Annotated in this window: 25 protein-coding genes and 1 riboswitch; of the genes, 15 read left to right on the top strand and 10 right to left on the bottom strand. The window is 38.4% G+C overall.

Translation table 11 applies throughout. The features are described 5' to 3' along the window. Window positions 1–79 precede the first annotated feature (79 nt). Together HNQ85_RS10275 and HNQ85_RS10270 are read left to right on the top strand one after the other, a co-directional pair. Window positions 80–805: a methyltransferase domain-containing protein gene (locus HNQ85_RS10275; protein ID WP_181537656.1), complete on the top strand. Its 726-nt coding sequence runs from the start codon at window positions 80–82 to the stop codon at window positions 803–805. Window positions 806–895: 90 nt separating this feature from the next. After that, on the top strand, window positions 896–1,147 hold the full coding sequence (locus tag HNQ85_RS10270) for a type B 50S ribosomal protein L31 (protein ID WP_181537655.1): 252 nt from the start codon (window positions 896–898) through the stop codon (window positions 1,145–1,147). A 396-nt stretch (window positions 1,148–1,543) separates the two neighbouring features. Here the strand turns inward: HNQ85_RS10270 and HNQ85_RS10265 are convergent, their stop codons facing one another. Together HNQ85_RS10265 and HNQ85_RS10260 are read right to left on the bottom strand one after the other, a co-directional pair. Next, a complete protein-coding gene (locus HNQ85_RS10265; RefSeq protein WP_181537654.1) occupies window positions 1,544–2,539 on the bottom strand; it encodes a metal ABC transporter substrate-binding protein in 996 nt (331 codons plus the stop codon). Between the two features lie 100 nt (window positions 2,540–2,639). Beyond that, window positions 2,640–3,824, bottom strand: coding sequence for a GTP-binding protein (locus tag HNQ85_RS10260; RefSeq protein ID WP_181537653.1), 1,185 nt, complete (start codon window positions 3,822–3,824; stop codon window positions 2,640–2,642). A 135-nt stretch (window positions 3,825–3,959) separates the two neighbouring features. Between HNQ85_RS10260 and HNQ85_RS10255 the strand changes: the two genes are divergently transcribed. After that, window positions 3,960–4,523, top strand: a complete 564-nt coding sequence (locus HNQ85_RS10255) for a beta-class carbonic anhydrase (protein WP_181537652.1) — start codon at window positions 3,960–3,962, stop codon at window positions 4,521–4,523. 1 nt (window position 4,524) lies between these two features. Here the strand turns inward: HNQ85_RS10255 and yidD are convergent, their stop codons facing one another. Beyond that, complete coding sequence (gene yidD, locus HNQ85_RS10250) at window positions 4,525–4,758, bottom strand: membrane protein insertion efficiency factor YidD (RefSeq protein WP_181537651.1); 234 nt, start codon at window positions 4,756–4,758, stop codon at window positions 4,525–4,527. Between the two features lie 158 nt (window positions 4,759–4,916). Here yidD and HNQ85_RS10245 point away from each other — a divergent pair, with 158 nt between their 5' ends. Beyond that, on the top strand, window positions 4,917–5,390 hold the full coding sequence (locus tag HNQ85_RS10245) for an S-ribosylhomocysteine lyase (protein ID WP_181537650.1): 474 nt from the start codon (window positions 4,917–4,919) through the stop codon (window positions 5,388–5,390). Between the two features lie 57 nt (window positions 5,391–5,447). On the opposite strand, the gene HNQ85_RS10240 is transcribed toward HNQ85_RS10245, so the two are convergent. Beyond that, complete coding sequence (locus HNQ85_RS10240; RefSeq protein WP_181537649.1) at window positions 5,448–5,633, bottom strand: hypothetical protein; 186 nt, start codon at window positions 5,631–5,633, stop codon at window positions 5,448–5,450. A gap of 468 nt (window positions 5,634–6,101) precedes the next feature. On the opposite strand from HNQ85_RS10240, the gene HNQ85_RS10235 reads away from it, so the two are divergent. Together HNQ85_RS10235 and HNQ85_RS10230 are read left to right on the top strand one after the other, a co-directional pair. After that, on the top strand, window positions 6,102–7,088 hold the full coding sequence (locus tag HNQ85_RS10235) for a permease (protein ID WP_181537648.1): 987 nt from the start codon (window positions 6,102–6,104) through the stop codon (window positions 7,086–7,088). Window positions 7,089–7,105: 17 nt separating this feature from the next. Beyond that, window positions 7,106–7,951 carry a TIGR03943 family putative permease subunit gene (locus HNQ85_RS10230; RefSeq protein WP_181537647.1) on the top strand — a complete coding sequence of 282 codons (846 nt, stop codon included), beginning with the start codon at window positions 7,106–7,108 and terminating at the stop codon, window positions 7,949–7,951. 47 nt (window positions 7,952–7,998) lie between these two features. Here HNQ85_RS10230 and ytzI read toward each other — a convergent pair whose 3' ends face one another. Then, the gene (gene ytzI / locus HNQ85_RS10225; protein WP_181537646.1) at window positions 7,999–8,178 is read right to left on the bottom strand and encodes a YtzI protein; all 180 of its coding nucleotides are present in this window, start codon (window positions 8,176–8,178) and stop codon (window positions 7,999–8,001) included. A gap of 284 nt (window positions 8,179–8,462) precedes the next feature. On the opposite strand from ytzI, the gene HNQ85_RS10220 reads away from it, so the two are divergent. The 6 genes from HNQ85_RS10220 (at window position 8,463) to ytkD (ending at window position 11,459) form a co-directional block, all read left to right on the top strand. Continuing rightward, window positions 8,463–8,903 (top strand): Dps family protein, encoded by a 441-nt coding sequence (locus tag HNQ85_RS10220; protein WP_181537645.1) that lies wholly within the window; start codon window positions 8,463–8,465, stop codon window positions 8,901–8,903. A gap of 97 nt (window positions 8,904–9,000) precedes the next feature. Beyond that, the gene (locus tag HNQ85_RS10215) at window positions 9,001–9,192 is read left to right on the top strand and encodes a polyribonucleotide nucleotidyltransferase (RefSeq protein WP_246326841.1); all 192 of its coding nucleotides are present in this window, start codon (window positions 9,001–9,003) and stop codon (window positions 9,190–9,192) included. Window positions 9,193–9,395: 203 nt separating this feature from the next. Beyond that, window positions 9,396–9,863: an NUDIX hydrolase gene (locus HNQ85_RS10210; protein WP_181537644.1), complete on the top strand. Its 468-nt coding sequence runs from the start codon at window positions 9,396–9,398 to the stop codon at window positions 9,861–9,863. A 92-nt stretch (window positions 9,864–9,955) separates the two neighbouring features. Beyond that, window positions 9,956–10,351, top strand: a complete 396-nt coding sequence (locus HNQ85_RS10205; RefSeq protein WP_181537643.1) for a phage holin family protein — start codon at window positions 9,956–9,958, stop codon at window positions 10,349–10,351. Window positions 10,352–10,413: 62 nt separating this feature from the next. Further along, window positions 10,414–10,755: a hydrolase gene (locus tag HNQ85_RS10200; RefSeq protein ID WP_181537642.1), complete on the top strand. Its 342-nt coding sequence runs from the start codon at window positions 10,414–10,416 to the stop codon at window positions 10,753–10,755. A 221-nt stretch (window positions 10,756–10,976) separates the two neighbouring features. Further along, complete coding sequence (ytkD, locus tag HNQ85_RS10195) at window positions 10,977–11,459, top strand: RNA deprotection pyrophosphohydrolase (RefSeq protein ID WP_181537641.1); 483 nt, start codon at window positions 10,977–10,979, stop codon at window positions 11,457–11,459. A 67-nt stretch (window positions 11,460–11,526) separates the two neighbouring features. On the opposite strand, the gene HNQ85_RS10190 is transcribed toward ytkD, so the two are convergent. From HNQ85_RS10190 to HNQ85_RS10180, 3 genes are read right to left on the bottom strand one after another with little or no spacing between them, the layout of a single operon-like run. Beyond that, on the bottom strand, window positions 11,527–12,342 hold the full coding sequence (locus HNQ85_RS10190; protein ID WP_409994128.1) for an ABC transporter permease: 816 nt from the start codon (window positions 12,340–12,342) through the stop codon (window positions 11,527–11,529). Continuing rightward, on the bottom strand, window positions 12,320–13,093 hold the full coding sequence (locus HNQ85_RS10185; protein ID WP_181537639.1) for an ABC transporter ATP-binding protein: 774 nt from the start codon (window positions 13,091–13,093) through the stop codon (window positions 12,320–12,322). The genes HNQ85_RS10190 and HNQ85_RS10185 overlap by 23 nt, the downstream gene beginning before the upstream one ends. 16 nt (window positions 13,094–13,109) lie before the next feature. Then, the gene (locus tag HNQ85_RS10180; protein ID WP_181537638.1) at window positions 13,110–14,111 is read right to left on the bottom strand and encodes an ABC transporter substrate-binding protein; all 1,002 of its coding nucleotides are present in this window, start codon (window positions 14,109–14,111) and stop codon (window positions 13,110–13,112) included. 90 nt (window positions 14,112–14,201) lie between these two features. On the opposite strand from HNQ85_RS10180, the gene HNQ85_RS10175 reads away from it, so the two are divergent. Together HNQ85_RS10175 and HNQ85_RS10170 are read left to right on the top strand one after the other, a co-directional pair. Further along, window positions 14,202–14,981 (top strand): alpha/beta hydrolase family protein, encoded by a 780-nt coding sequence (locus tag HNQ85_RS10175; protein WP_181537637.1) that lies wholly within the window; start codon window positions 14,202–14,204, stop codon window positions 14,979–14,981. Between the two features lie 52 nt (window positions 14,982–15,033). Further along, window positions 15,034–15,276, top strand: coding sequence for a DUF2584 domain-containing protein (locus HNQ85_RS10170; protein WP_181537636.1), 243 nt, complete (start codon window positions 15,034–15,036; stop codon window positions 15,274–15,276). A 273-nt stretch (window positions 15,277–15,549) separates the two neighbouring features. Here HNQ85_RS10170 and pckA read toward each other — a convergent pair whose 3' ends face one another. Then, window positions 15,550–17,136, bottom strand: a complete 1,587-nt coding sequence (pckA, locus tag HNQ85_RS10165) for a phosphoenolpyruvate carboxykinase (ATP) (protein ID WP_181537635.1) — start codon at window positions 17,134–17,136, stop codon at window positions 15,550–15,552. Window positions 17,137–17,415: 279 nt separating this feature from the next. After that, a riboswitch (SAM riboswitch) is annotated at window positions 17,416–17,530 on the top strand. Window positions 17,531–17,712: 182 nt separating this feature from the next. Between pckA and metK the strand changes: the two genes are divergently transcribed. After that, entirely contained in the window at window positions 17,713–18,924 is a 1,212-nt protein-coding gene (metK, locus tag HNQ85_RS10160; protein ID WP_181537634.1) for a methionine adenosyltransferase, read from the top strand. A 183-nt stretch (window positions 18,925–19,107) separates the two neighbouring features. Here metK and HNQ85_RS10155 read toward each other — a convergent pair whose 3' ends face one another. Beyond that, window positions 19,108–20,250, bottom strand: a complete 1,143-nt coding sequence (locus HNQ85_RS10155; RefSeq protein WP_181537633.1) for a glycosyltransferase family 4 protein — start codon at window positions 20,248–20,250, stop codon at window positions 19,108–19,110. Between the last annotated feature and the right edge of the window lie 16 nt (window positions 20,251–20,266).

The following is a 20,266-nucleotide window of genomic DNA, read 5'->3' as shown; positions in this document are numbered from 1 at the left end:
TTTACAAGCTGTATATTGCTTGTTAAAATACTTTTGCAAAACGTATCCATTACGATCCGTGGTTTAAGGAGGGTCGAGTGTGCAACAGTGGTATGAGCAACATTTTCAAGAAGATTATGTCAAAATTTATGCGCATCGGAATGATGAACTCGCTGCAGCAGAGCTAGAGAAAATTGATAAGATCATCGGTTTTGAACCTGGTAAAAAATTATTGGACTTATGTTGCGGTGAGGGAAGACATAGCAGATGGTTTGCCAAAAAAGGACTGCAGGTTGTTGGTGTTGATCTGTCGCAAACATTGCTTCGTATTGCTGAAAGCAAGCCGATGGATCATATTCAATATGTTCATTCTGATATGCGTCATATTCGATTTCGAGAAGAGTTTGATTATGTTGTTAATCTTTTTACAAGCTTTGGTTATTTTGATAAAGATGAGGAAAATGAACTTGTGATTCGCAATATAAGCAATGCGTTAAAAAGAGGAGGCATTTTTTTATTCGATTATTTAAATCCCGGCTATCTTAAGAAGAAATTAATTCCATTTTCTCGCGAACAAAGAGATGGATTAGATATTATGCAATATAGAAAAATCAACGAAAACGTAGTCATAAAAAACATTATTGTGAAGGACATAAAAGGCGAAAGAAGATATCAAGAAAAGGTAAAACTGTATACGAAAGAAAAAATGGCTGATATGTTTGCTAAGTATGGTTTTCATATTTTACATGTTTTTGGAGACTATGACGGTCAAACATACAAGGAAACGGAGTCACCACGGATGATTTTTGTATGCCAGAAACGTTGACAGGTGATTTACATTTCATGTAGAATGGAACTACCGAGCAAATCGTAATCATTACGATTAAATATGAAGGTTGAGGAGGATAACGAGAAAATGAAGCCGGGTATTCACCCTAATTATCAAAAAGTTGTATTTATGGATGTAAATAGCGGATATAAATTTCTAAGTGGTTCGACAAAAACGTCGCATGAAACCATCGAGTGGGAAGACGGAAATACATACCCGCTTATCAAAGTAGAAATTAGTTCTGATACGCATCCATTCTACACAGGTAAGCAAAAATTTGCTGAGCGCGGTGGCCGTGCAGAACGCTTTATGCAAAAATTTAATATGAAACAAAAATAATGCCAAAGCTGTTGACATGGTTTCAACAGCTTTTTTTGTTTTAAGTAAGATAGAGGGGAGAGAAGGATAGCTAAGTAGAACTTTTCAAATTTGAGGCATGCAATGGTTTGAGTTGTATGAGAAAGAGAAGAAATAATGCAAGTGATTGGTACGGAAACTTCCTTGTAAGGGTTGATCACTTTATTCATATGACACGAACAAGATGAGATAGAAGATATTGGTTAAGGTTGCTTGCGTGGTCATTGTTTATCTAGATGGAAAGAGGAATAAAGATATGACTGAACAAACAGAGAAGTAGCTGTATGTCTAGAATAAGGTATTCAAAAGAACGGAAGGAACTGTAGGTGTCAAAAGAAAAATGCATAATAAAAAGAGGCTGAATTATTGTCAGCCTCTTTAGTTTAATGCTTTTTTCAACACTTTCAAGTTTTCCTTCATAATGGTGATATAGTTTTTATTCTTTTGAACATCTTCATCTGTTAGTGCTTCTAAGTTGTGAAGGCGAAGGGCCTCAGCGCCAATTTCATTTTTGACGACTTCTGCCACCTTCGGAGTTACGTTTTGTTCAAAGAGAACATATTTAATGTCGTGTTGTTTGGCTGTTTTAATAATGTTCGCCAGTTCTTTTTGTGAAGGTTCGTTTGTTGGCGAAAGTCCGGCCACGCTTATTTGTTCGATCCCATATCTTTCTTCCCAATAACCATATGCCGCATGGGAAACAAGAATTTCTTTTTTAGACGCTTCTTTCACGGCTGTTTGAAATTGTTGATCGAGTTCTTCTAAATCTTTTTTCAAGGCAGTGAAATTTTTCTCAAATGTGTCTTTCGCTTCTGGTTTTAACTCTACTAGCGCATTTTTAATATTTTCTGCAATCGTAATCGAAAGCACAGGATCTAACCAAACATGTGGATCTTTATCGCCATGGTGATGCTCGTCTTCATGAGTTCCTTCATGTTCGTGAGCGTCTGCTGAATGGTCATGGTCTTGTTCCTCTTCATCGTGATGTTGGTGAGTTGAATCGAGAAGCTCGATTCCTTTCGCGCTTTCGACTAATTTTACATCTTCATTTTTTAATGTTTTAATCGCTTGATCAACGAAACCTTCCATTCCTTCACCGACATAAATAAATGCGTCGGCATCAGCTAATTCTTGCATTGTTTTTGTTGTCGGTTCAAACGTATGTGCATCCACTCCCGGAGGATAAACACTTTGTACGTTCACGTATTCTCCCCCGATTTTGGATGCGAAGTCTTGCAATGGATAAACAGTCGTATAAATCATTAAAGCGTCATTTGATTTTTTTATCTCATCGTTATTTGTTTCAGCGTTGCATCCGTATAAAAAAGCAGAGCCCGCAAGTAAAAGGGATAAAATAAATGACTTTGCTTTCATGTTAAGCTCCTTCCTCTATAATGATGTTTGACAAGCCAATTCATTTGTTATTATATCGTAATAGTTACGATTTGAGAACTAGAATAATAAATTAATAAATTTATTGGGAAACAGTAAATTCAGGAAGAGGATCCAAAAATGTTGCCCAATTTTGTTTCATTTCTTCATCTGTCAGCAAGCATTCATCTAAAGATGCTTCCATTTCTTCGCGATTCATGTCAATGCCGATAAAGACGAGTTCCGTCATGCGATCTCCGTATGTTTCATCCCACTTAGCGAGCAATTCAGGGTCTTCTTTGAGAATTTGCTGACGTTCTTCCTCTGGATAAACAGCGACCCACTCGCCAGCTCCTTGAATCATAATAGATGTTCCCGCTTGTGATAACAGACCACACATATCATTTCTTGAGGCAAGCCAGAAGAAGCCTTTGGCACGAACAACCTCAACCGGCCAATTCTCAAGCCAATTCATGAAACGTTCTGGATGAAACGGACGTCTTCTGCGGTAAACAAACGAAGAGATGCCATACTCTTCTGTTTCTGGAGTATGTTCTTCATTCAATTCTTTAATCCAGCCCGCGGCTTGGCTTGCTTTTTCAAAATCGAATAAATGGGTATTTAAAATTTCGTCTAATGGCACTTGACCGAATGTCGTTTGGATAATTTTTGCTTCCGGGTTTAACTTTTTTAACACACCTTCAAGTTCTTTCGCATCTTCAGGACTAATAAGGTCCACTTTATTTAGTAAAATCACATTGGCAAACTCGATTTGATCAATCAGCAAATCTACTACTTCACGTGTATCTGTTTCGTCAACAGCTTGTTTACGGTCAAGCAAGCTTTCACCTGATGCAAAATCAGTCCAAAAGCGATTTGCATCGACAACTGTAACCATCGTATCCAAGCGACATTTTTTTGTTAGGTCAATTCCTAGCTCCTCGTCAATGTACGTGAATGTTTGCGCTACCGGAATTGGCTCACTAATTCCCGAGGATTCGATGACAATGTAATCAATTCCGCCAGCATCAACTAATTTTTCTACTTCTTTCATTAAATCTTCACGCAATGTACAGCAAATGCAGCCATTTTGAATTTGTACAAGTTTTTCTTCCGTACGGGAAAAACCACCTTGTTTAACAAGTTCAGCATCAATATTCACTTCGCTCATATCGTTAACGATTACAGCGATCTTTTTCCCTTCACGGTTGTGCAAAATATGATTTAAAAGTGTTGTTTTTCCCGAACCTAAATAACCACTTAATACAGTAACAGGAACTTTTTTCATCTTATTTTACTCCTCTCTATTTTTTGTAAATCGTAAACATTACGATTTAACATTGTTAATCATACAAGAAAAGTAGGAAAAGAGCAACTGTTATGCTATATTATTTTCAAAGCTAATTTTAGGGGGAGATTTGTTATGAATTTGTTAACAGAAATTCTAGAGTATAATAAAAAGTTTGTTGAAAATAAAGAATATGAAAAGTATCAAACGACAAAATATCCTGATAAGAAGCTTGTTATTTTGACATGCATGGATACGAGGCTTGTAGAGTTATTGCCACAGGCGATGAATGTAAAAAATGGAGATGTAAAGATTGTCAAAACAGCAGGGGCAATTCTCGCTCATCCATTTGGGAGTATTATGAGAAGTTTGCTTGTTGCGGTTTATGAGCTAAAGGCAGATGAAATTTGTGTCATTGGTCATTATGATTGTGGCATGGGGGCCATCAAGGCAGATGCGATCATGGAGAAAATGGTTGAACGAGGAATTCCAAAAGAACGGCTTGAGATGCTAAAATATTCAGGGATTGATCTCGAAAACTGGCTGAAAGGCTTTGAATCTGTGGAAGAGAGTGTAAAACATAGCGTAAATATGTTAAAAAATCATCCATTATTGCCAGCGAATATTCCTGTACACGGTCTCATTATTGATCCGCATACAGGAAAATTAGATTTAGTCGTTAACGGCTACGAACAATAATCTATTTTCGTTTTTTTACTTTTTCCGGAACAGGGTCAAATCCGCCTGGATGAAATGGATGACATTTTAAAATGCGCTTCATCGTTAACCATCCGCCTTTTATGGCGCCAAATCGCTTTACCGCTTCAAGCCCATAATGTGAACAAGTCGGATAAAATCGGCATGTGGGCGGCTTTAACGGGGAAATAAAAATTTGATAAAAACGTATGAGAGCAATAAAAAGTTTTTTTAACATTTGCACCACATCCAACAATAAATGTACTATAAACAATGTATCATAAATAAGAAACAGACGTCACATTTGTTGGATTTTAACAATCCATATAAAGTTGATGAAAAAAATCGGATTTCAATGTATGATAATAAGTAGAAAATTTATTTAGGAGTGATCATATGCCTTCAGTAGAAAGCTTTGAGTTAGACCATTGCGCTGTAAAAGCACCATATGTGAGACATTGCGGCGTTCATAAAGTGGGTAGCGATGGCGTTGTGAATAAATTTGATATTCGTTTTTGTCAGCCAAATAAACAAGCGATGAAGCCAGATGCGATTCATACGCTTGAGCATTTGCTTGCGTTCAATATTCGTAAACATGCTGAAAAATATGACCATTTTGATATTATCGATATTTCGCCAATGGGCTGCCAAACAGGTTATTATTTAGTTGTAAGTGGCTCTCCTACAGTGGATGAAATCATTGATTTGCTTGAAGATACAATGAAAGATGCTTTGAACGCAACAGAGGTTCCAGCTGCGACTGAAAGACAATGCGGTCAGGCGAAGCTTCATGACTTAGAGGGTGCTAAACGTTTAATGCGCTTCTGGTTAGAACAAGATAAAGAAGAGTTAAAGAAGGTATTTGGATAAAAACAATGCCGTTATTCCGTACGGAATAACGGCATTGTTTTTACTGCGATGGTTATATCAAACGCTGTTAGCGATCATTTTTGCCGCTTGTCTTGCTCCAGAAATATTTCGTGAAATAAGCCCGATTTCTAATTCCGCTAGCGCTCCGGCAACATATAAGTTTGGAGCCCACTCTAATGTTTCCGTCACGATTGGATAGCCGCATTCCGCACATTTTAGTTTTTCATCCTGGATAAGAGGCATAAGCTACTCGCTTGGTGGCGGTTTTGCTTCAAACTCTGTTGCTAAAATGATAAATGGGGAGGAAAATACACTGTTCTGTTTGAGACGGAGAATCATTTCTTTGTTGTTTATTGTTGCTGACTATATATGGTCATCTATTATTTTTCCGCTTCGTTCTAAATGAATCATTCGATCATACAGTTCTCATGGAATAGAACCTGTATGTCTCGGGTTTATAATCATCGTTCATCTTCGTTTATAATCTTTCACCACACGATATGGATTTTGGGTGCTAGTTCCTAACCAAGCAGTCCTCCGCCAATGATAAGTCATTCAAGCAATTTTCGCACTCCTTTTTTATTTTTTAGTCATATTTTTTCGGACAACCTATATATATGATAATAGGAAACATTACGATTTACATATAAAATTTTATGAAACACATACGAAAAACACAAGGGAGAACTTGGTTAATGGGGGAAAGAGCATATGAAAAGAACGATTTCTAATGTAGTGAATGACTTTTTTTCGTTTCTTCTTTTATTGATGTTTTTGTATTTGTTCTTTTTTTACGAGATGAACAAAATAACATTTACGTTGCCAAAAGAATGGGCGATGGTTAACACGATGTTTTTGAGCATTATTTTAGAAGCAATTCCGTTTATTTTAATCGGCGTGTTTGTCTCTGCTTTCATTCAAACGTTTATTTCAGAAGATATGCTCCAACGCTGGATGCCGCAAAACACGTTTATCGCCATTGTCTTGTCCGCTTTTCTCGGAATTATTTTTCCAGTATGTGAATGCGCGATTATACCGATTGTGAGGAGACTGATTAAGAAAGGAATGCCGCCTGCGGTTGGCATGACTTTTTTAATGAGTGCGCCGATTTTAAATCCGGTTGTTTTTGCTTCCACTTACTATGCGTTTCAGCAAAAAAATCAAATTGCTTTTGCACGTATGGGGCTCGCTTTTTTAGTCGCTGTTTTAGTTGGAAGTATTTTGTACCGCCTGTTTAAACAACAAAATCCTTTAAAAATAAAAGCTTCTTCCATGCATGAGCATGTTCATACAGAAAATAAATGGAAGGCGACGTTATATCATGCAAGTGACGAATTTTTTGATACGGGAAAATATTTATTAATTGGGGCATTTTTAGCGAGTTTAGTGCAAACGTTTCTAAATCGAAACGCACTTCTGCAAATCGGAACGGATGAGCTTGTCTCACCTTTCATCACGATGGGATTTGCTTATGTGCTATCTCTCTGCTCGGAGGCAGATGCATTCGTTGCTGCATCGTTTGGAAATACCTTTTCCGAAGGTGCGATTTTGGCTTTTCTTATTTACGGTCCGATGCTTGACTTAAAAAATACGCTTATGCTGTTCGCTTATTTCCGGACGAGATTTGTCATTAGTTTTATGCTTATTCTCACATGTGTTGTTTACTTTGTTATTTTGTTGTATCAAATATTGTTCTAAAGGGAGAGGAAGGAGTAATGAGCGATAACCTCTTTTTGCGCGGTGTTATTTTACTAGGATTTGCATTATTCATGTTTAAATTAATTGTTACAGGGCAAATTCAGCAGTTGGTTGCCCCAAAGATGTTGCCGTTTCTTTATTTTGCGATGGGAACATTATTTATACTTAGCCTTATGCAAATTTGGCGAAGCGATGATAAAAAACAAATCGCTTGTTGCGGCTGTGACCATCATGAGAGGCGGAGTCCTTTTCAGTCGTCGATTGTTTACGTCATATTTGTTGTTCCCGTTCTTACAGGATTGATTTTTTCCAACCAAGTGTTAGATAGTTCTGTTGCTGCTAAGCGTGGCGTACAACTTAGCGGGCTATCAGGAGGCGATTCATCATCTGATGACGAATTTTTCGCACAACTATTTGGTAATGAAATAGAGGAAGTGCCGATTGAAAAAAGAGAAAAAGTAGATAAAAATCAACTCGAAAAAGCACTGTTAGCATCGGATAAAGTAGTTTTTACGAAGGAAAACTATTTAGAAGCTTTAGAAATTATCCATAACAACATTGAGCATTTTGTTGGCAAAGAGGTGGAGCTTACGGGGTTTGTATATCGTGAGCCCGACTTCGTAAAAGAGAAAGCGGTCATTGCTAGGTTTGTCATTTCATGTTGTGTTGCGGATGCTTCTGTTTATGGGATGCTTGCTAGTGGGAAACAATTGAATTCGATTGTAAACGATGAATGGGTAAAGGTAACAGGAATCATTAAACGAACGAATTATAAAGGAAATGTGCTTCCATGTATAGAAATTAAGGGAATAAACAAAATAAAGCAGCCGAACGAACCATACATTTACGATGGCTCGTTATAAGTTATAAAAGATGAAAAAGGATGGCTTTCGTGAAGAGAGACATCCTTTTATTCATTGGGGTATTTGTCGCTATTTTCTTGATGATGATTGTTTTTGTTTGGCAAATGAGGATTGTTGTCAAGAGGATCGACCGTATGTTTATATTGATAGGCTTTTGATGTTGTCGCTACGCTTAAAACAAGAACGATGATAACGATAATAATGCATATAACTAATATGGTAAACATTACTCAGCTTTTCTCTCCTTTAGTTTAGTGTGTAATCTATTTTAACATAAATTCGACTAGCAATAGTATGTTGTGAGAAAGAGCATGTTCGTTGAATTTGGAAAGATTTATTTTGTAAAATAAAAGTAACGAAGTTAAATAAAGGATAAATGGTTGCGTTTTATTCCATTGGAGTTAGAAGAAGGAGCGGCTGGACAAGCATTAAGTATTGTTTGCTAAGGAATAGGTAAGAATAATTTTGGCCATTTTATTTAGAGAAAAGTAAGTAGGAGGGGATTATTGAGATGGCAAAACAGCTAATGGACATTGTCAATAAGCAAATTGCGAACTGGAGCGTTTTGTACATTAAGCTCCATAATTATCATTGGTTTGTTAAGGGGCCGCAGTTTTTTACATTGCATACGAAATTTGAAGAGTTGTATAATGAGGCTTCCTTGCATATTGATGAGTTAGCGGAACGTCTTCTTGCCCTCGGTGGTGCTCCAGTGGCGACAATGAAGGAATGTTTACAAGTAGCTTCGGTGAAAGAAGCGACAGGTCAGGAAACAGCAGAGGAAATGGTCAGCACGCTTGTGAACGATTTTGAAACGATGATTGGCGAACTCAAAGAAGGAATGAAAGTCGCAGAAGAAGTCGATGATGAAACAACAGGAGACATGCTTTTAGGTATCCACCAAAGCTTAGAAAAGCATGTTTGGATGTTAAAATCGTTCCTTGGAAAATAATTGAGCGAAAAACCACTCTCATAAAACAAGTGAGAGTGGTTTTTGTTTAAGATAACACGAAAGTAAATGTTACAATAATCATAAGGAGGAGTGACGAATGAATATTAGTGCAACGATGGCAAAGCAAGTATCTGAACTGCAACATACGTTACATTTAACTTTAATGAAAAGAGAAATGGTAACACAAGCTGCTCAAGCAACAGTCATGATTGAGGATTTTGCGAAAGCACAGCATGTATTACAGGCATCGCATCCAACGTTGGGGAAACAACTTGATGTTCGTGTATAAATGGAAAAAAGCTGTCTCATAAAGTGTCTGGCCTCACGCACCATTCACAATAGTCGTACTTATCAAGCGTAACGTACAATATATGGTGGTTGAAGGGGCTGATACTTTGCTTGAGACAGCTTTTTATTTTTTATGTACATCATCAATGTTAAAATAAAAAGAATACGGAATTTCAAAAAATATCCAAAAAACGGGGGATTGCGATGGATGTGGTATTTCGAGTAAATCGGTCTGTTTTTAATTATCGTGTCGCAGGAGTTTGGATTGAAAATGGTCACGTTCTTTTACATAAAATGGTTGGAGATGAACATTGGTCTCTTCCAGGTGGCAGGGTAAGAATGATGGAAGATTCACAAACAAGTCTTAAACGTGAAATGGCTGAGGAACTAGGCATTTCAGTCAACGTAAATCAATTACTTTGGGTAGTTGAAAATTTTTTTGAATATAATGGAGAGAACTACCATGAACTAGGTTTGTACTACAGTATGACTGTGGAAAATGGAGCATCGTATTTTAAAGAAATTGATTTCTATGGAATAGAGGGGAGTCGGCTCATTTTTCGGTGGGTGCCTATGAATCAGCTTGAGGAAATCCCATTATATCCGTTGTTTCTGAGAAAAGAATTAAAACATTTGCCTTGCTCTACGCAATATATAATCGCTAGACAGTAAAAGGTAACATTTTGTCAAAACGTCCATAACTCCTTATTCCATTTTTCATACAATAAATAAAGCGCTTAATCAAAAGGAATGAGGGAGTTGTTATGGAGAAACAGCCAATCGTTTTAGCACTTTCTGTTATTGGCTCATTCACTTCATTTTTGTTCGGTGGTTGGGATTTATTAATCATTATTTTAGTTCGTTTAGTAATGATTGATTATATGACCGGAGTGATCGCAAGTGCTTTAGAAGGAAAGCTATCAAGTCAAGTTGGCTTTCATGGCATTGCAAAGAAAGTATTCATTTTTATTATTGTAGCTGTTTCGCATTTACTCGAGTTAGTGATTGGCTGGAATAACCATCTTCTTCGTGATATGACGATTTTTTTCTACTTAGTGAATGAGTTCATTTCCATAGTAGAAAATGCCTCGCGAACTGGAATACCGATTCCGGAATTTCTCATTAAATCAATTGAAATGTTAAAAAACCGTTCTAAATAACTTCGGAAGCATAATTTTATTCTGTTCACCCACACTAATCATAAGCGTAATGAATAAAGGAGATGAAAAGAGTGGCTGAACAGAAAAAAACGTATTACGTATCGATAGCACATGGCGAAATTTCTCAAGTAAAAACCGCTTCGCCATGGGATTTTAAAATTGAGGCAACGGATGAAGAAATTATTCAATTAAGGGAATACTTTGACCAAAATTATGCAACGGATATTCAAAACTTTTTTCGTGCTCACGTCCCATATATTCAATATCATTACGATCGCGAAAATGATGCGTATGATGAGACGATGAAAAAAATTTATCAACTCATTTACCGGCTCGGCGATGAAGAAGCGAAGGCGCATATTCGTTCGCTCGGATTTGTAAATGAGGAAAATGAACAGCAATAAGTCACCTTATTAGGTGGCTTGTTTTATTTATCATACAACATCCGAGAAAACGGAGGCTGACTCAAAAGCAAAGTGTCAGTCCACAAGATACAAATGAACTCATTATTGTGGAATACGCGTGAGTTCAGACATTTATGGGACAACCTGAGTAGTTCAATTATGTTACAAATATGTTAAGATGTTATTAATAGAAGACCAAAATAGATGGGGTTTGATTATACATGATTGTTTTTCAAGATTATTATCAAAACCAAGTTTACTTATCATTTGCTGACCATCCGTTTTCGAAAGAACCAAAACACGTATGGACCATTTGCCGCTATCATCATCAATGGCTTTTAACGGACCATTGCCGTCGTGGTCTCGAATTTCCTGGAGGTAAAGTGGAAGAGGGAGAAACTCCGGAACAAGCTGCCATCCGTGAAGTTCGTGAAGAAACAGGCGGTGTTGTCGATCAACTCATTTATCTTGGTCAGTATAAAGTAGAAGGTAAAGGTCAGACCATTATCAAAAATATTTACTATGCGAATGTAAAAGAGTTGATAAAACAGCATAGCTATCTTGAAACAAACGGCCCTGTGTTATTGGAACAACTTCCGGCTCATATTGCTGATGATCGCCGCTTTAGTTTTATTATGAAAGATGGGGTTTTAGAACATAGTCTTCAAGAAATAAAAAAGAAGAGGCTGATTGAAAGTGTTTGATTTCATCTACAATCTACCATATATCCAATATATGGTAATTAAGAGAATGACACTTGGTCAGCCTCTTCTATCGGTTTTTGATTAATTTTTTTTCAATGTAGCCAACAGCTTGATACATCACTGTCGCAAGTGCGGCAATCAACAGCAAACTTAAAAGCACAAGCGTAAAGTTGAATACTTGGAATCCGTAAATAATCATATATCCTAAACCTTGTTTGGAAACAAGAAATTCACCGACAATAACTCCAACCCATGATAAGCCGACATTTACTTTTAGAGTCGAAATAATGGTTGGAAATGAGGCGGGTAAAATAGCTCCAATAAAACATTGCCAACGGTTGGCACCAAATGTTTTTAATACTTTAACATAGTTTGCATCAACCTCTTTAAACGAAGTGTAAACAACGATGGTTGTAATAATGATTGAAATAATTGCTCCCATAGCGATGATGGAAGTAAATCCCGGACCGAGAGCGACAATTAAAATGGGACCAAGTGCCACTTTTGGCATCGCATTTAACACGACTAAGTAGGGATCAGCAACTTTTGACAAGCGCGGAAACCACCAAAGAGCAGCTGCTAAAAGAGTACCTAACAATGTACCGAGAACAAAACCGAGCAATGTTTCAAACAAGGTCACACCGACATGGGAGAGAAGAGAGCCATCTGCAAGTTTTTCGGTAAGTAGCTCCCATATGTTTGAAGGAGAGCTAAATAGGAGAGGGTCAATCCATTGTTGTTTACTTGCGACTTCCCATACAAGGAAAAAAATAAGAAAAATAAGCAATTGGAAAAAGCGAACAAAACGCTTTTCTTTTTGTAAAGAAGCTAAATATTGTTCATGAAGGAGTTGGATGTCACTATCGGTTCTTTTCAAGTTGATCAAGCTCCTTCCAGATAGATTGAAACAACTCTGAAAATCTAGGGTGCTGTCGGGCGGCAAAAGGTGAAAGTGAGCGAAGTTCTTCAGGGATGATAAATGTGTGTACAATCCTTCCTGGTCTAGCATCGAATAAAAAAATCCGATCGCTCATTACAATTGCTTCGCCAATATCATGTGTCACAAGCAGCGCGGTTTTATTGTAATCTTTTAAGGTTTTCCAAACGAGTTCTTCCAGCTTTAACTTTGTTTGATAATCAAGGGCAGAAAATGGTTCGTCAAGCAGGAGAATTTTCGGATTTACCGCAAGTGTTCGGACTAAAGCAGCTCGTTGTCGCATTCCGCCTGACAATTGGTGAGGATAATGTTTTTCAACGCCTTTTAGTCCGATCTCAGAAAGCAAGTTCAGTGCTTTTTGCTTTGCTTCATTGGTATCGATTCCTATAATTTTTAACCCGAGGAAAATGTTTTCTTCAATCGTTTTCCAAGGAAAGAGATAATCTTGCTGAAGCATATAACCGACAGAGGGGTTCATTGAATCAATTTTGTTTCCTTCTAAAAGAATGGTTCCCTCTGTTGGTTTAATTAAAGCGGCAATGATTGAAAGCAGCGTTGTTTTACCGCAGCCGCTTGGACCGAGAAAAGAAACGAATTCTCCTTCCTCAATCGCTAAAGATACATCTTCTAAAGCAGTTACTGCGGACTGTCTCGTAAAATACGTGTGAGAAACGTGATCAATGACTAAGAATTTCATTTTATTTTCACCTACATTAATCATCAATTGCTTTTTTAGCGAACGATGTATTGACAAGTGTTTTATGCTCGATACGCTTTGGTAACTCTCCAGCTTCATCCATAATATCTTGCAAATGGATCCATTCTTCTTCATCGAGAATCGGATCTGTCGCATAGGAGTCTTGATTTTTATAGCGCTCTACAACTTTCTCAATCAATTGAATATCTGTGTCTTCGAAGTAAGGCTGAATCGACTTGGCGATTTCGGATGAACTGTGAGTTTCCACCCATTTTTGGGCTTTATAAAGCGCACGTGTAAATTTTTCGACGTCTTCAGCGTTTTCCTTTATAAAGCTTTGTTTTGCCATAAATGTTGTATATGGAACACGACCTGATTCTGTGCCAAAAGAAGCGACAATATAGCCTTTTCCTTCTTGTTCGAAAATGCTTGCTGTTGGTTCAAACAATTGCACGTAATCCCCTGTTCCGCTCGCAAATGCATTAGCGATATTAGCAAAGTCAATATTTTGAATTACATTTAAATCTTTATGCGGGTCAATTCCGTGCTTTTTTAAGACGAATTCGCCAACCATTTGTGGCATGCCGCCTTTTCGCTGGCCTAAAAAAGTGCTTCCTTTTAGCTGTTCCCAAGAAAAGTTGTCGACTTTGTTCCGGGATATTAAAAAGGTGCCGTCTGTTTGTGTTAACTGGGCGAAGTTAATGACAGGATCACTCGTCCCTTGGCTATAAACATAAATCGAGGTTTCTGAACCGACTAAAGCGATATCCGCTCCGCCTGATAACAGGGCAGTCATCGTTTTGTCGCCGCCCCAGGTTGTTTTTAAATCAATTTTTAATCCTTCCTCTTCAAAAAAACCTTCAGATAGGGCAACATATTGAGGGGCGTAAAAAATCGAATGAGTTACTTCGGCAACGCGCAATGTTTTGAGCGTTTCTTTTTGACTACATGCAGTGATTGGAATAATGAAGAGAGCAACGAGAACAAAGGTTATGAAAAACTTTAACGATTTTTTCATAGCGATATACCTACCTCCTATAAAAAACAAAGTCTACCATATCGTATGCATGAAGAGAAAATGTGTGAATGCCTAGGAAGGAGAGGAAAAATGGATGGAACGATTGTAGAAAAGCAACGGTTTCCTTCGCCTAATCCGCATATTGACGTATATCTTGTTACATATATGTGCCAAGGATTAAAAATTAAAGGGTTTTTGGCCGAGCCGAAAGCATTCGGTATGTACGATGGGTTTCTTTATTTGCGCGGCGGTATTAAAAATGTCGGGCAAGTGCGTCTAGCGCGAATTACGCAATTTGCAGCGGAAGGTTTTGTTGTGATGGCGCCTTTTTACCGTGGCAATCAAGGTGGGGAAGGAAACGAGGATTTTGCTGGAGAAGACCGTTATGATGCATTGGCAAGTTTTAAAATCTTGGAACATCATGAGAAAGTAAATAAAGATCGAATTCATGTGTTTGGTTTTTCGCGAGGTGGAGCAATGGCGCTGCATACAGCGATTCTTGAACCAAAAGTGCGTTCTGTCGTTGTCTGGGGCGGCGTGTCGGATATGGAGTTAACGTATTGGGAACGGTTGGATTTGCGAAGAATGATGAAACGAGTGATTGGTGGGACTCCTTCTAAATATCCAGAAAGATATAAATGGCGAACACCGCTATACGAAGCAGAACGAATTCAAGCGCCCGTGTTAATTATTCATGGAGAGAAAGACCGAAACGTGTCGGTGGAACATGCATATCGTTTAGAAAAGCGTTTGAAAGAGTTAAATAAACATGTTACAGCTTGGTATTTTCCTAAATTCACTCATTATTTTCCACCAAAAGAAAACCGTGAAACAGTGAAAAGGCTTACAGAATGGATGAAAAGTAAGTGAAACTCGTGATAGTATGTATAAAGAAAAAAGAGCGAAAGAGAGGAGGAGTTTTATGGGAATGCCGTTGGAATTTAACACCTTAATCGTCACAAAAGGGAAAGAACAGAGAGTGGAGGGGAATACGTTCATTCTTGAAAAGGAAGGGTACCGTATTTATCCAATGAATATTCCGATTGAAGTAAGAAGAACGCTTCAAAGTGAATCGAGCGGTCAGGCAGTAGTACGAAAAATCGAATTACAAAATAATAAAACTGTCATTACGTATGAGTTGATCTCTTTAAATTCAATCAATTGATAAGAAAGCAATGGACGGAATTCTAATAAACAAAAAAGCAGTTCCAATGATGGAGAACGGAACTGCTTTTTTGTTAAATTTACATGGCTGCTTCCACTTTTCTTGTCTAGCTCGGCTCGCAACGTGTCAACTGCTTGAATCAGCATCTTCGCGGACATGCGCCGAGTAATCGCAGGCGCAGCTTCTGGAAAATGTTCTTCCTCCGTCGAAATGCAAGCATTTCTCGTCGGAAGAACATTTTCCTTCGGCGTTAAGCGATCGCCTCCGCTTTTCTTATGCAATTGGTCCGCCTAATTTTTCGATTTCAGGAGCAACATTAGCGAATTTTTTGAAGTTTTCACGGAATTTTGCAGCAAGTTCTTTTGCTTTCGCTTCATATGCATCTTTATCTGCCCATGTATTTTTCGGCTGTAACACTTCATCAGGTACTCCAGGAACATGTAATGGAATTTCAAGGCCGAAAATAGGGTCTTTTACGGTTTCAACATTATTTAATTCGCCTTCAACAGCTGCCTGTACCATGGCGCGTGTATATTGTAATTTTATGCGGCTGCCAACACCGTATTCTCCACCAGTCCAACCAGTGTTTACTAAAAATACTTGCACATTATGCTCGTCGATTTTTTTACCGAGCATTTCTGCATAGCGGGTAGCCGGAAGCGGCAAGAACGGTGAGCCGAAGCATGTAGAGAACGTTGCCTGCGGTGAAGTAATGCCGCGCTCTGTTCCCGCTAGTTTACTTGTGTAACCACTTAAGAAATGATACATTGCTTGTTCTTTTGTCAATTTGCTGATTGGTGGCAATACGCCGAACGCGTCAGCTGTAAGGAAAATAATTGTGCTTGGATGACCGGCAATACTAGGATCGACAATGTTATCCATCGCTTGAATTGGATATGCTGCACGAGTATTTTCTGTTAATGTCGCATCGTCATAGTCAGCTACTCTCGTTTGCTCGTCGACAATAACGTTTTCTAACACGGAACCGAAGCGAATCGCATTGAAAATTTGCGGTTCTTTCTCGCGGGAAAGATTAATGCATTTTGCATAGCAACCGCCTTCGATGTTGAACACACCTGAATTGGACCAGCCATGTTCATCGTCACCAATCAAGCGGCGGTTTGGATCTGCAGACAGTGTTGTTTTTCCTGTTCCTGAAAGACCGAAGAATAAAGCAACATCGCCCTCTTGTCCAACGTTTGCGGAACAGTGCATTGGCAAAATACCTTGTTCTGGAAGTATATAGTTCATAACAGAGAAGATGGATTTTTTCATTTCTCCGGCATATTCTGTTCCACCGATTAATACCGTACGGCGTTCAAAAGAAATAATAATGAATGTTTCTGATTTTGTACCATCTACAGCAGGATCAGCTTTAAAGTTTGGAGCGGAAATGACGGTAAATTCTGCTTCGTGTGTTTGTAACTCTTCTGCTGTTGGACGAATAAACAACTGATACGCAAACAAGTTATGCCATGCAAATTCGTTTATCACTTGAATTGGCATGCGATATTTTTCGTCTGCCCCTGCGAAACCTTTGAATACAAAAACTTCATCTTTACTCATTAAATAATCAATTACTTTATTATAAAGCTTGTCGAATACTTCTTCAGAAATCGGCTGATTTACTGTGCCCCAATCGATTTTATCTTTGACGGAAGCTTCTTCCACAATGAATTTGTCTTTAGGAGATCTTCCGGTATATTTCCCAGTTGTCGCGCGAAGTGCACCAGTAGAAGTAAGAATTCCTTCTTTGCGTTCAAGTGCTTTTTCTACTAATTGTGGTACGGATAAGTTATGACGTGTGTTAGGCTGTTGCAACAATACAACTAATTTATTTGTCACATCAACAGTGTTCATTTACAAAACCTACCTTTTTGAGATTTATTCTAAAAATAGTATAACACATTTATTTTATTAGTCCATACTATTTATGCTGATTTTTATTTTTTATTTTACGTTTATTTTCTGATTTCAGTCAGATAAAAAGGTCTATCCTATATAATTATTAAAACATGAGTGATGGTGCCATTTTCTTCTTTATTTTACTCTTGAGGAAGAAAAATCTTTATTAAAAATTTGTCTAAATTTGTTGACTTTCTTTATATGATTACGTTATGATATCGTATTGAACGGATACTCTTATCCCGAGTTGGTGGAGGGACAGGCCCGATGAAACCCAGCAACCGTCACAGAATTATATATGTGAAATGGTGCTAACCTGTGGCAAGGCAACGTCCTTGAACGATAAGAGTGAAAGGCGCGAAATGAAAGCAATTACCTTTCCTCGAAGTTGAAGGAAAGGTTTTTTATATGCTTATTTTTGGCTAAACAGCTAGCGTTTTAACAAATAATAGGGAATGAGTACCGTGTCACCATAAAAAGGCTGTCAACCGCCTTCGCTTATGCATAAATGAATAAAAGGAGGAAATTAGTATGTCAACAAAACGCCGTCTATTTACTTCTGAATCCGTAACGGAAGGTCATCCTGATAAAATTTGTGACCAAATTTCAGATGCAATTTTAGATGCGATTTTAGCGAAAGACCCTAATGCCCGTGTTGCTTGCGAAACGAGCGTAACAACAGGTTTAGTGTTAGTGAGCGGCGAAATTACAACATCTACTTATGTGGATATTCCAAAAATCGTCCGCGATACCATTCGTGAAATCGGCTATACTCGTGCGAAATACGGTTTTGATGCAGATACTTGCGCCGTTTTAACTTCTATTGATGAGCAATCACCAGATATCGCAATGGGGGTTGACAAAGCGCTTGAAGCTCGCGAAGGTCAGATGACTGACGAGGAAATCGAAGCGATTGGTGCCGGCGACCAAGGCTTAATGTTCGGTTTTGCATGCAATGAAACAGAAGAACTTATGCCGCTGCCTATTTCTTTAGCTCATAAACTTTCTCGTCGTTTAGCAGAAGTGCGTAAAGAGGATATCCTTCCTTATTTACGTCCAGATGGAAAAACACAAGTAACAGTTGAATACGATGAAAACGGCAAGCCAGTCCGCATCGATACCATTGTTGTTTCTACGCAGCATCATCCAGAAATTACACAAGAGCAAATTGTGCGCAATATTAAAGAACATGTGATTCAACCAGTTGTACCAGCTGAATTAATCGATGAAAACACAAAATATTTCATCAACCCAACAGGTCGTTTCGTTATCGGTGGTCCACAAGGTGACGCTGGTTTAACAGGCCGCAAAATTATCGTTGATACTTACGGTGGTTATGCTCGTCACGGTGGTGGAGCGTTCTCTGGTAAAGACCCTACAAAAGTTGACCGCTCTGCTGCGTATGCGGCACGTTATGTGGCGAAAAACATCGTTGCGGCAGGACTTGCAGATAAATGTGAAGTACAATTAGCGTACGCAATCGGCGTGGCAAAACCAGTTTCAATTTCGATTGACACATTTGGAACAGGAAAAGTATCAGAAGATGTATTGATTGAAGTTGTGCGTAACAACTTTGACCTTCGTCCAGCTGGCATTATTAAAATGCTAGATTTACGTCGTCCGATTTATAAGCAAACAGCTGCTTACGGTCACTTCGGCCGCACAGATATTGACCTTCCGTGGGAACGTACAGACAAAGCGGAGGCGTTAAAAGAGCAAGCACTTGCTTTATCGAAAGAATAAGTTTTTGAAAGAGGCTGACCCAAAAGCAAAGTGTCAGACCCCACAATCACCTATATATCGTACATTACGCTTGGTAAGTACGACTATTGTGAATGGTGCGTGAGGTCAGACACTTATGGGTTAGCCTCTTTCGCTTTAATGGAAAAATGGCTATTTAAAACGAATGGAGGCAGTATGAAATGACTAAGCGTATAAAACATATGGAGAACGACGTATAACTTCCTCGTATTGAGCAAGCAGTTCCTCAAAAATGGAATCCCAATTTTGTGTTAGGGCGTAAGCACGTCCATCAAGGCCCATTTGTTTTATTTTTGCATTGCTCAACAAACATTGCAAAATAGCGTGAACAAAACTTTCTACATTTCCAGGCTCGCATAAATAGCCGAATTTTCCGTGTTCGACAATGTTTTTGACCCCGCCGCTGTCAGCACCAATGACAGGCGTCCCGCTGGCTAATGACTCGAGCACGACGTTTCCGAATGTTTCGGTAGCTGAAGGAAAAACAAAGATGTCCGCAGCGGTATAGGTTTTGGCTAATTCTTCGCCATGTAAATATCCAACAAATGTCATGTTATCTGGGATATCTTGTTGAAGTTTTTCCTTCAATGGTCCATCCCCAACTATTAACCAATGAACATCGTTTTTCACTGATTCCGGAAGCTGTTTAGCTATTTGCGGTAAAAGATGAACATCTTTTTCTGCGGCAATTCGTCCTACATAGACAAAGAGATATTTTTCATGAATTTGATACTTTTCGCGTATTTCTTGTTTATTATAATGAGGATGAAAGAGCGAACAATCGACTCCGCGCGGCCAAATATGCAAGTTTGTAAAACCGTGGCGCTTTAATTGTTCTAACGTTGTTTGAGACGGGACAAAAATTTTTTGTAGCGGGCGATGAAACCAGTGCATGTAGCGCCATAAAAGTTTGGAAAGAAATTGCAAATCATAGTAATGTAAATATTGGTCAAAATCTGTATGATACGAACCGACAATGGGGATTTGCAGTTTTTTAGCAAAATGTAAGCCGCATAACCCCATGTTAAAAGGGGTTGCTACATGGACTAGGTGTGGTTTGAATTTTTGGAGTTCTTCTTTAATTTGCATGATGTTTGGTAAAGCAATGCGGCATTCGGGATATAAGAAGAAACGGAAGCTTGTGAAGCGATGAATATGTGCGGCGAATAGATCTTTATCTGGAGTTTCAGGGGCAAATACTTTATATTCAATTTGTTTCTTGTCTAAAAAGTCGGTAAAGCGTTTTAACGTTCGTGCGACACCGTTGACCTCCGGAACAAACGTATCCGTAAAAAGAGCGATTCTCATCATATCCCCTCCGCTA

This window comes from [Anoxybacillus] calidus, from assembly GCF_013760845.1.
Lineage (GTDB): Bacteria > Bacillota > Bacilli > Bacillales > Anoxybacillaceae > Paranoxybacillus > Paranoxybacillus calidus.
The sequence above is the reverse complement of the archived record's forward strand: the minus strand, read 5'-3'. Positions and strand labels throughout refer to the sequence as shown.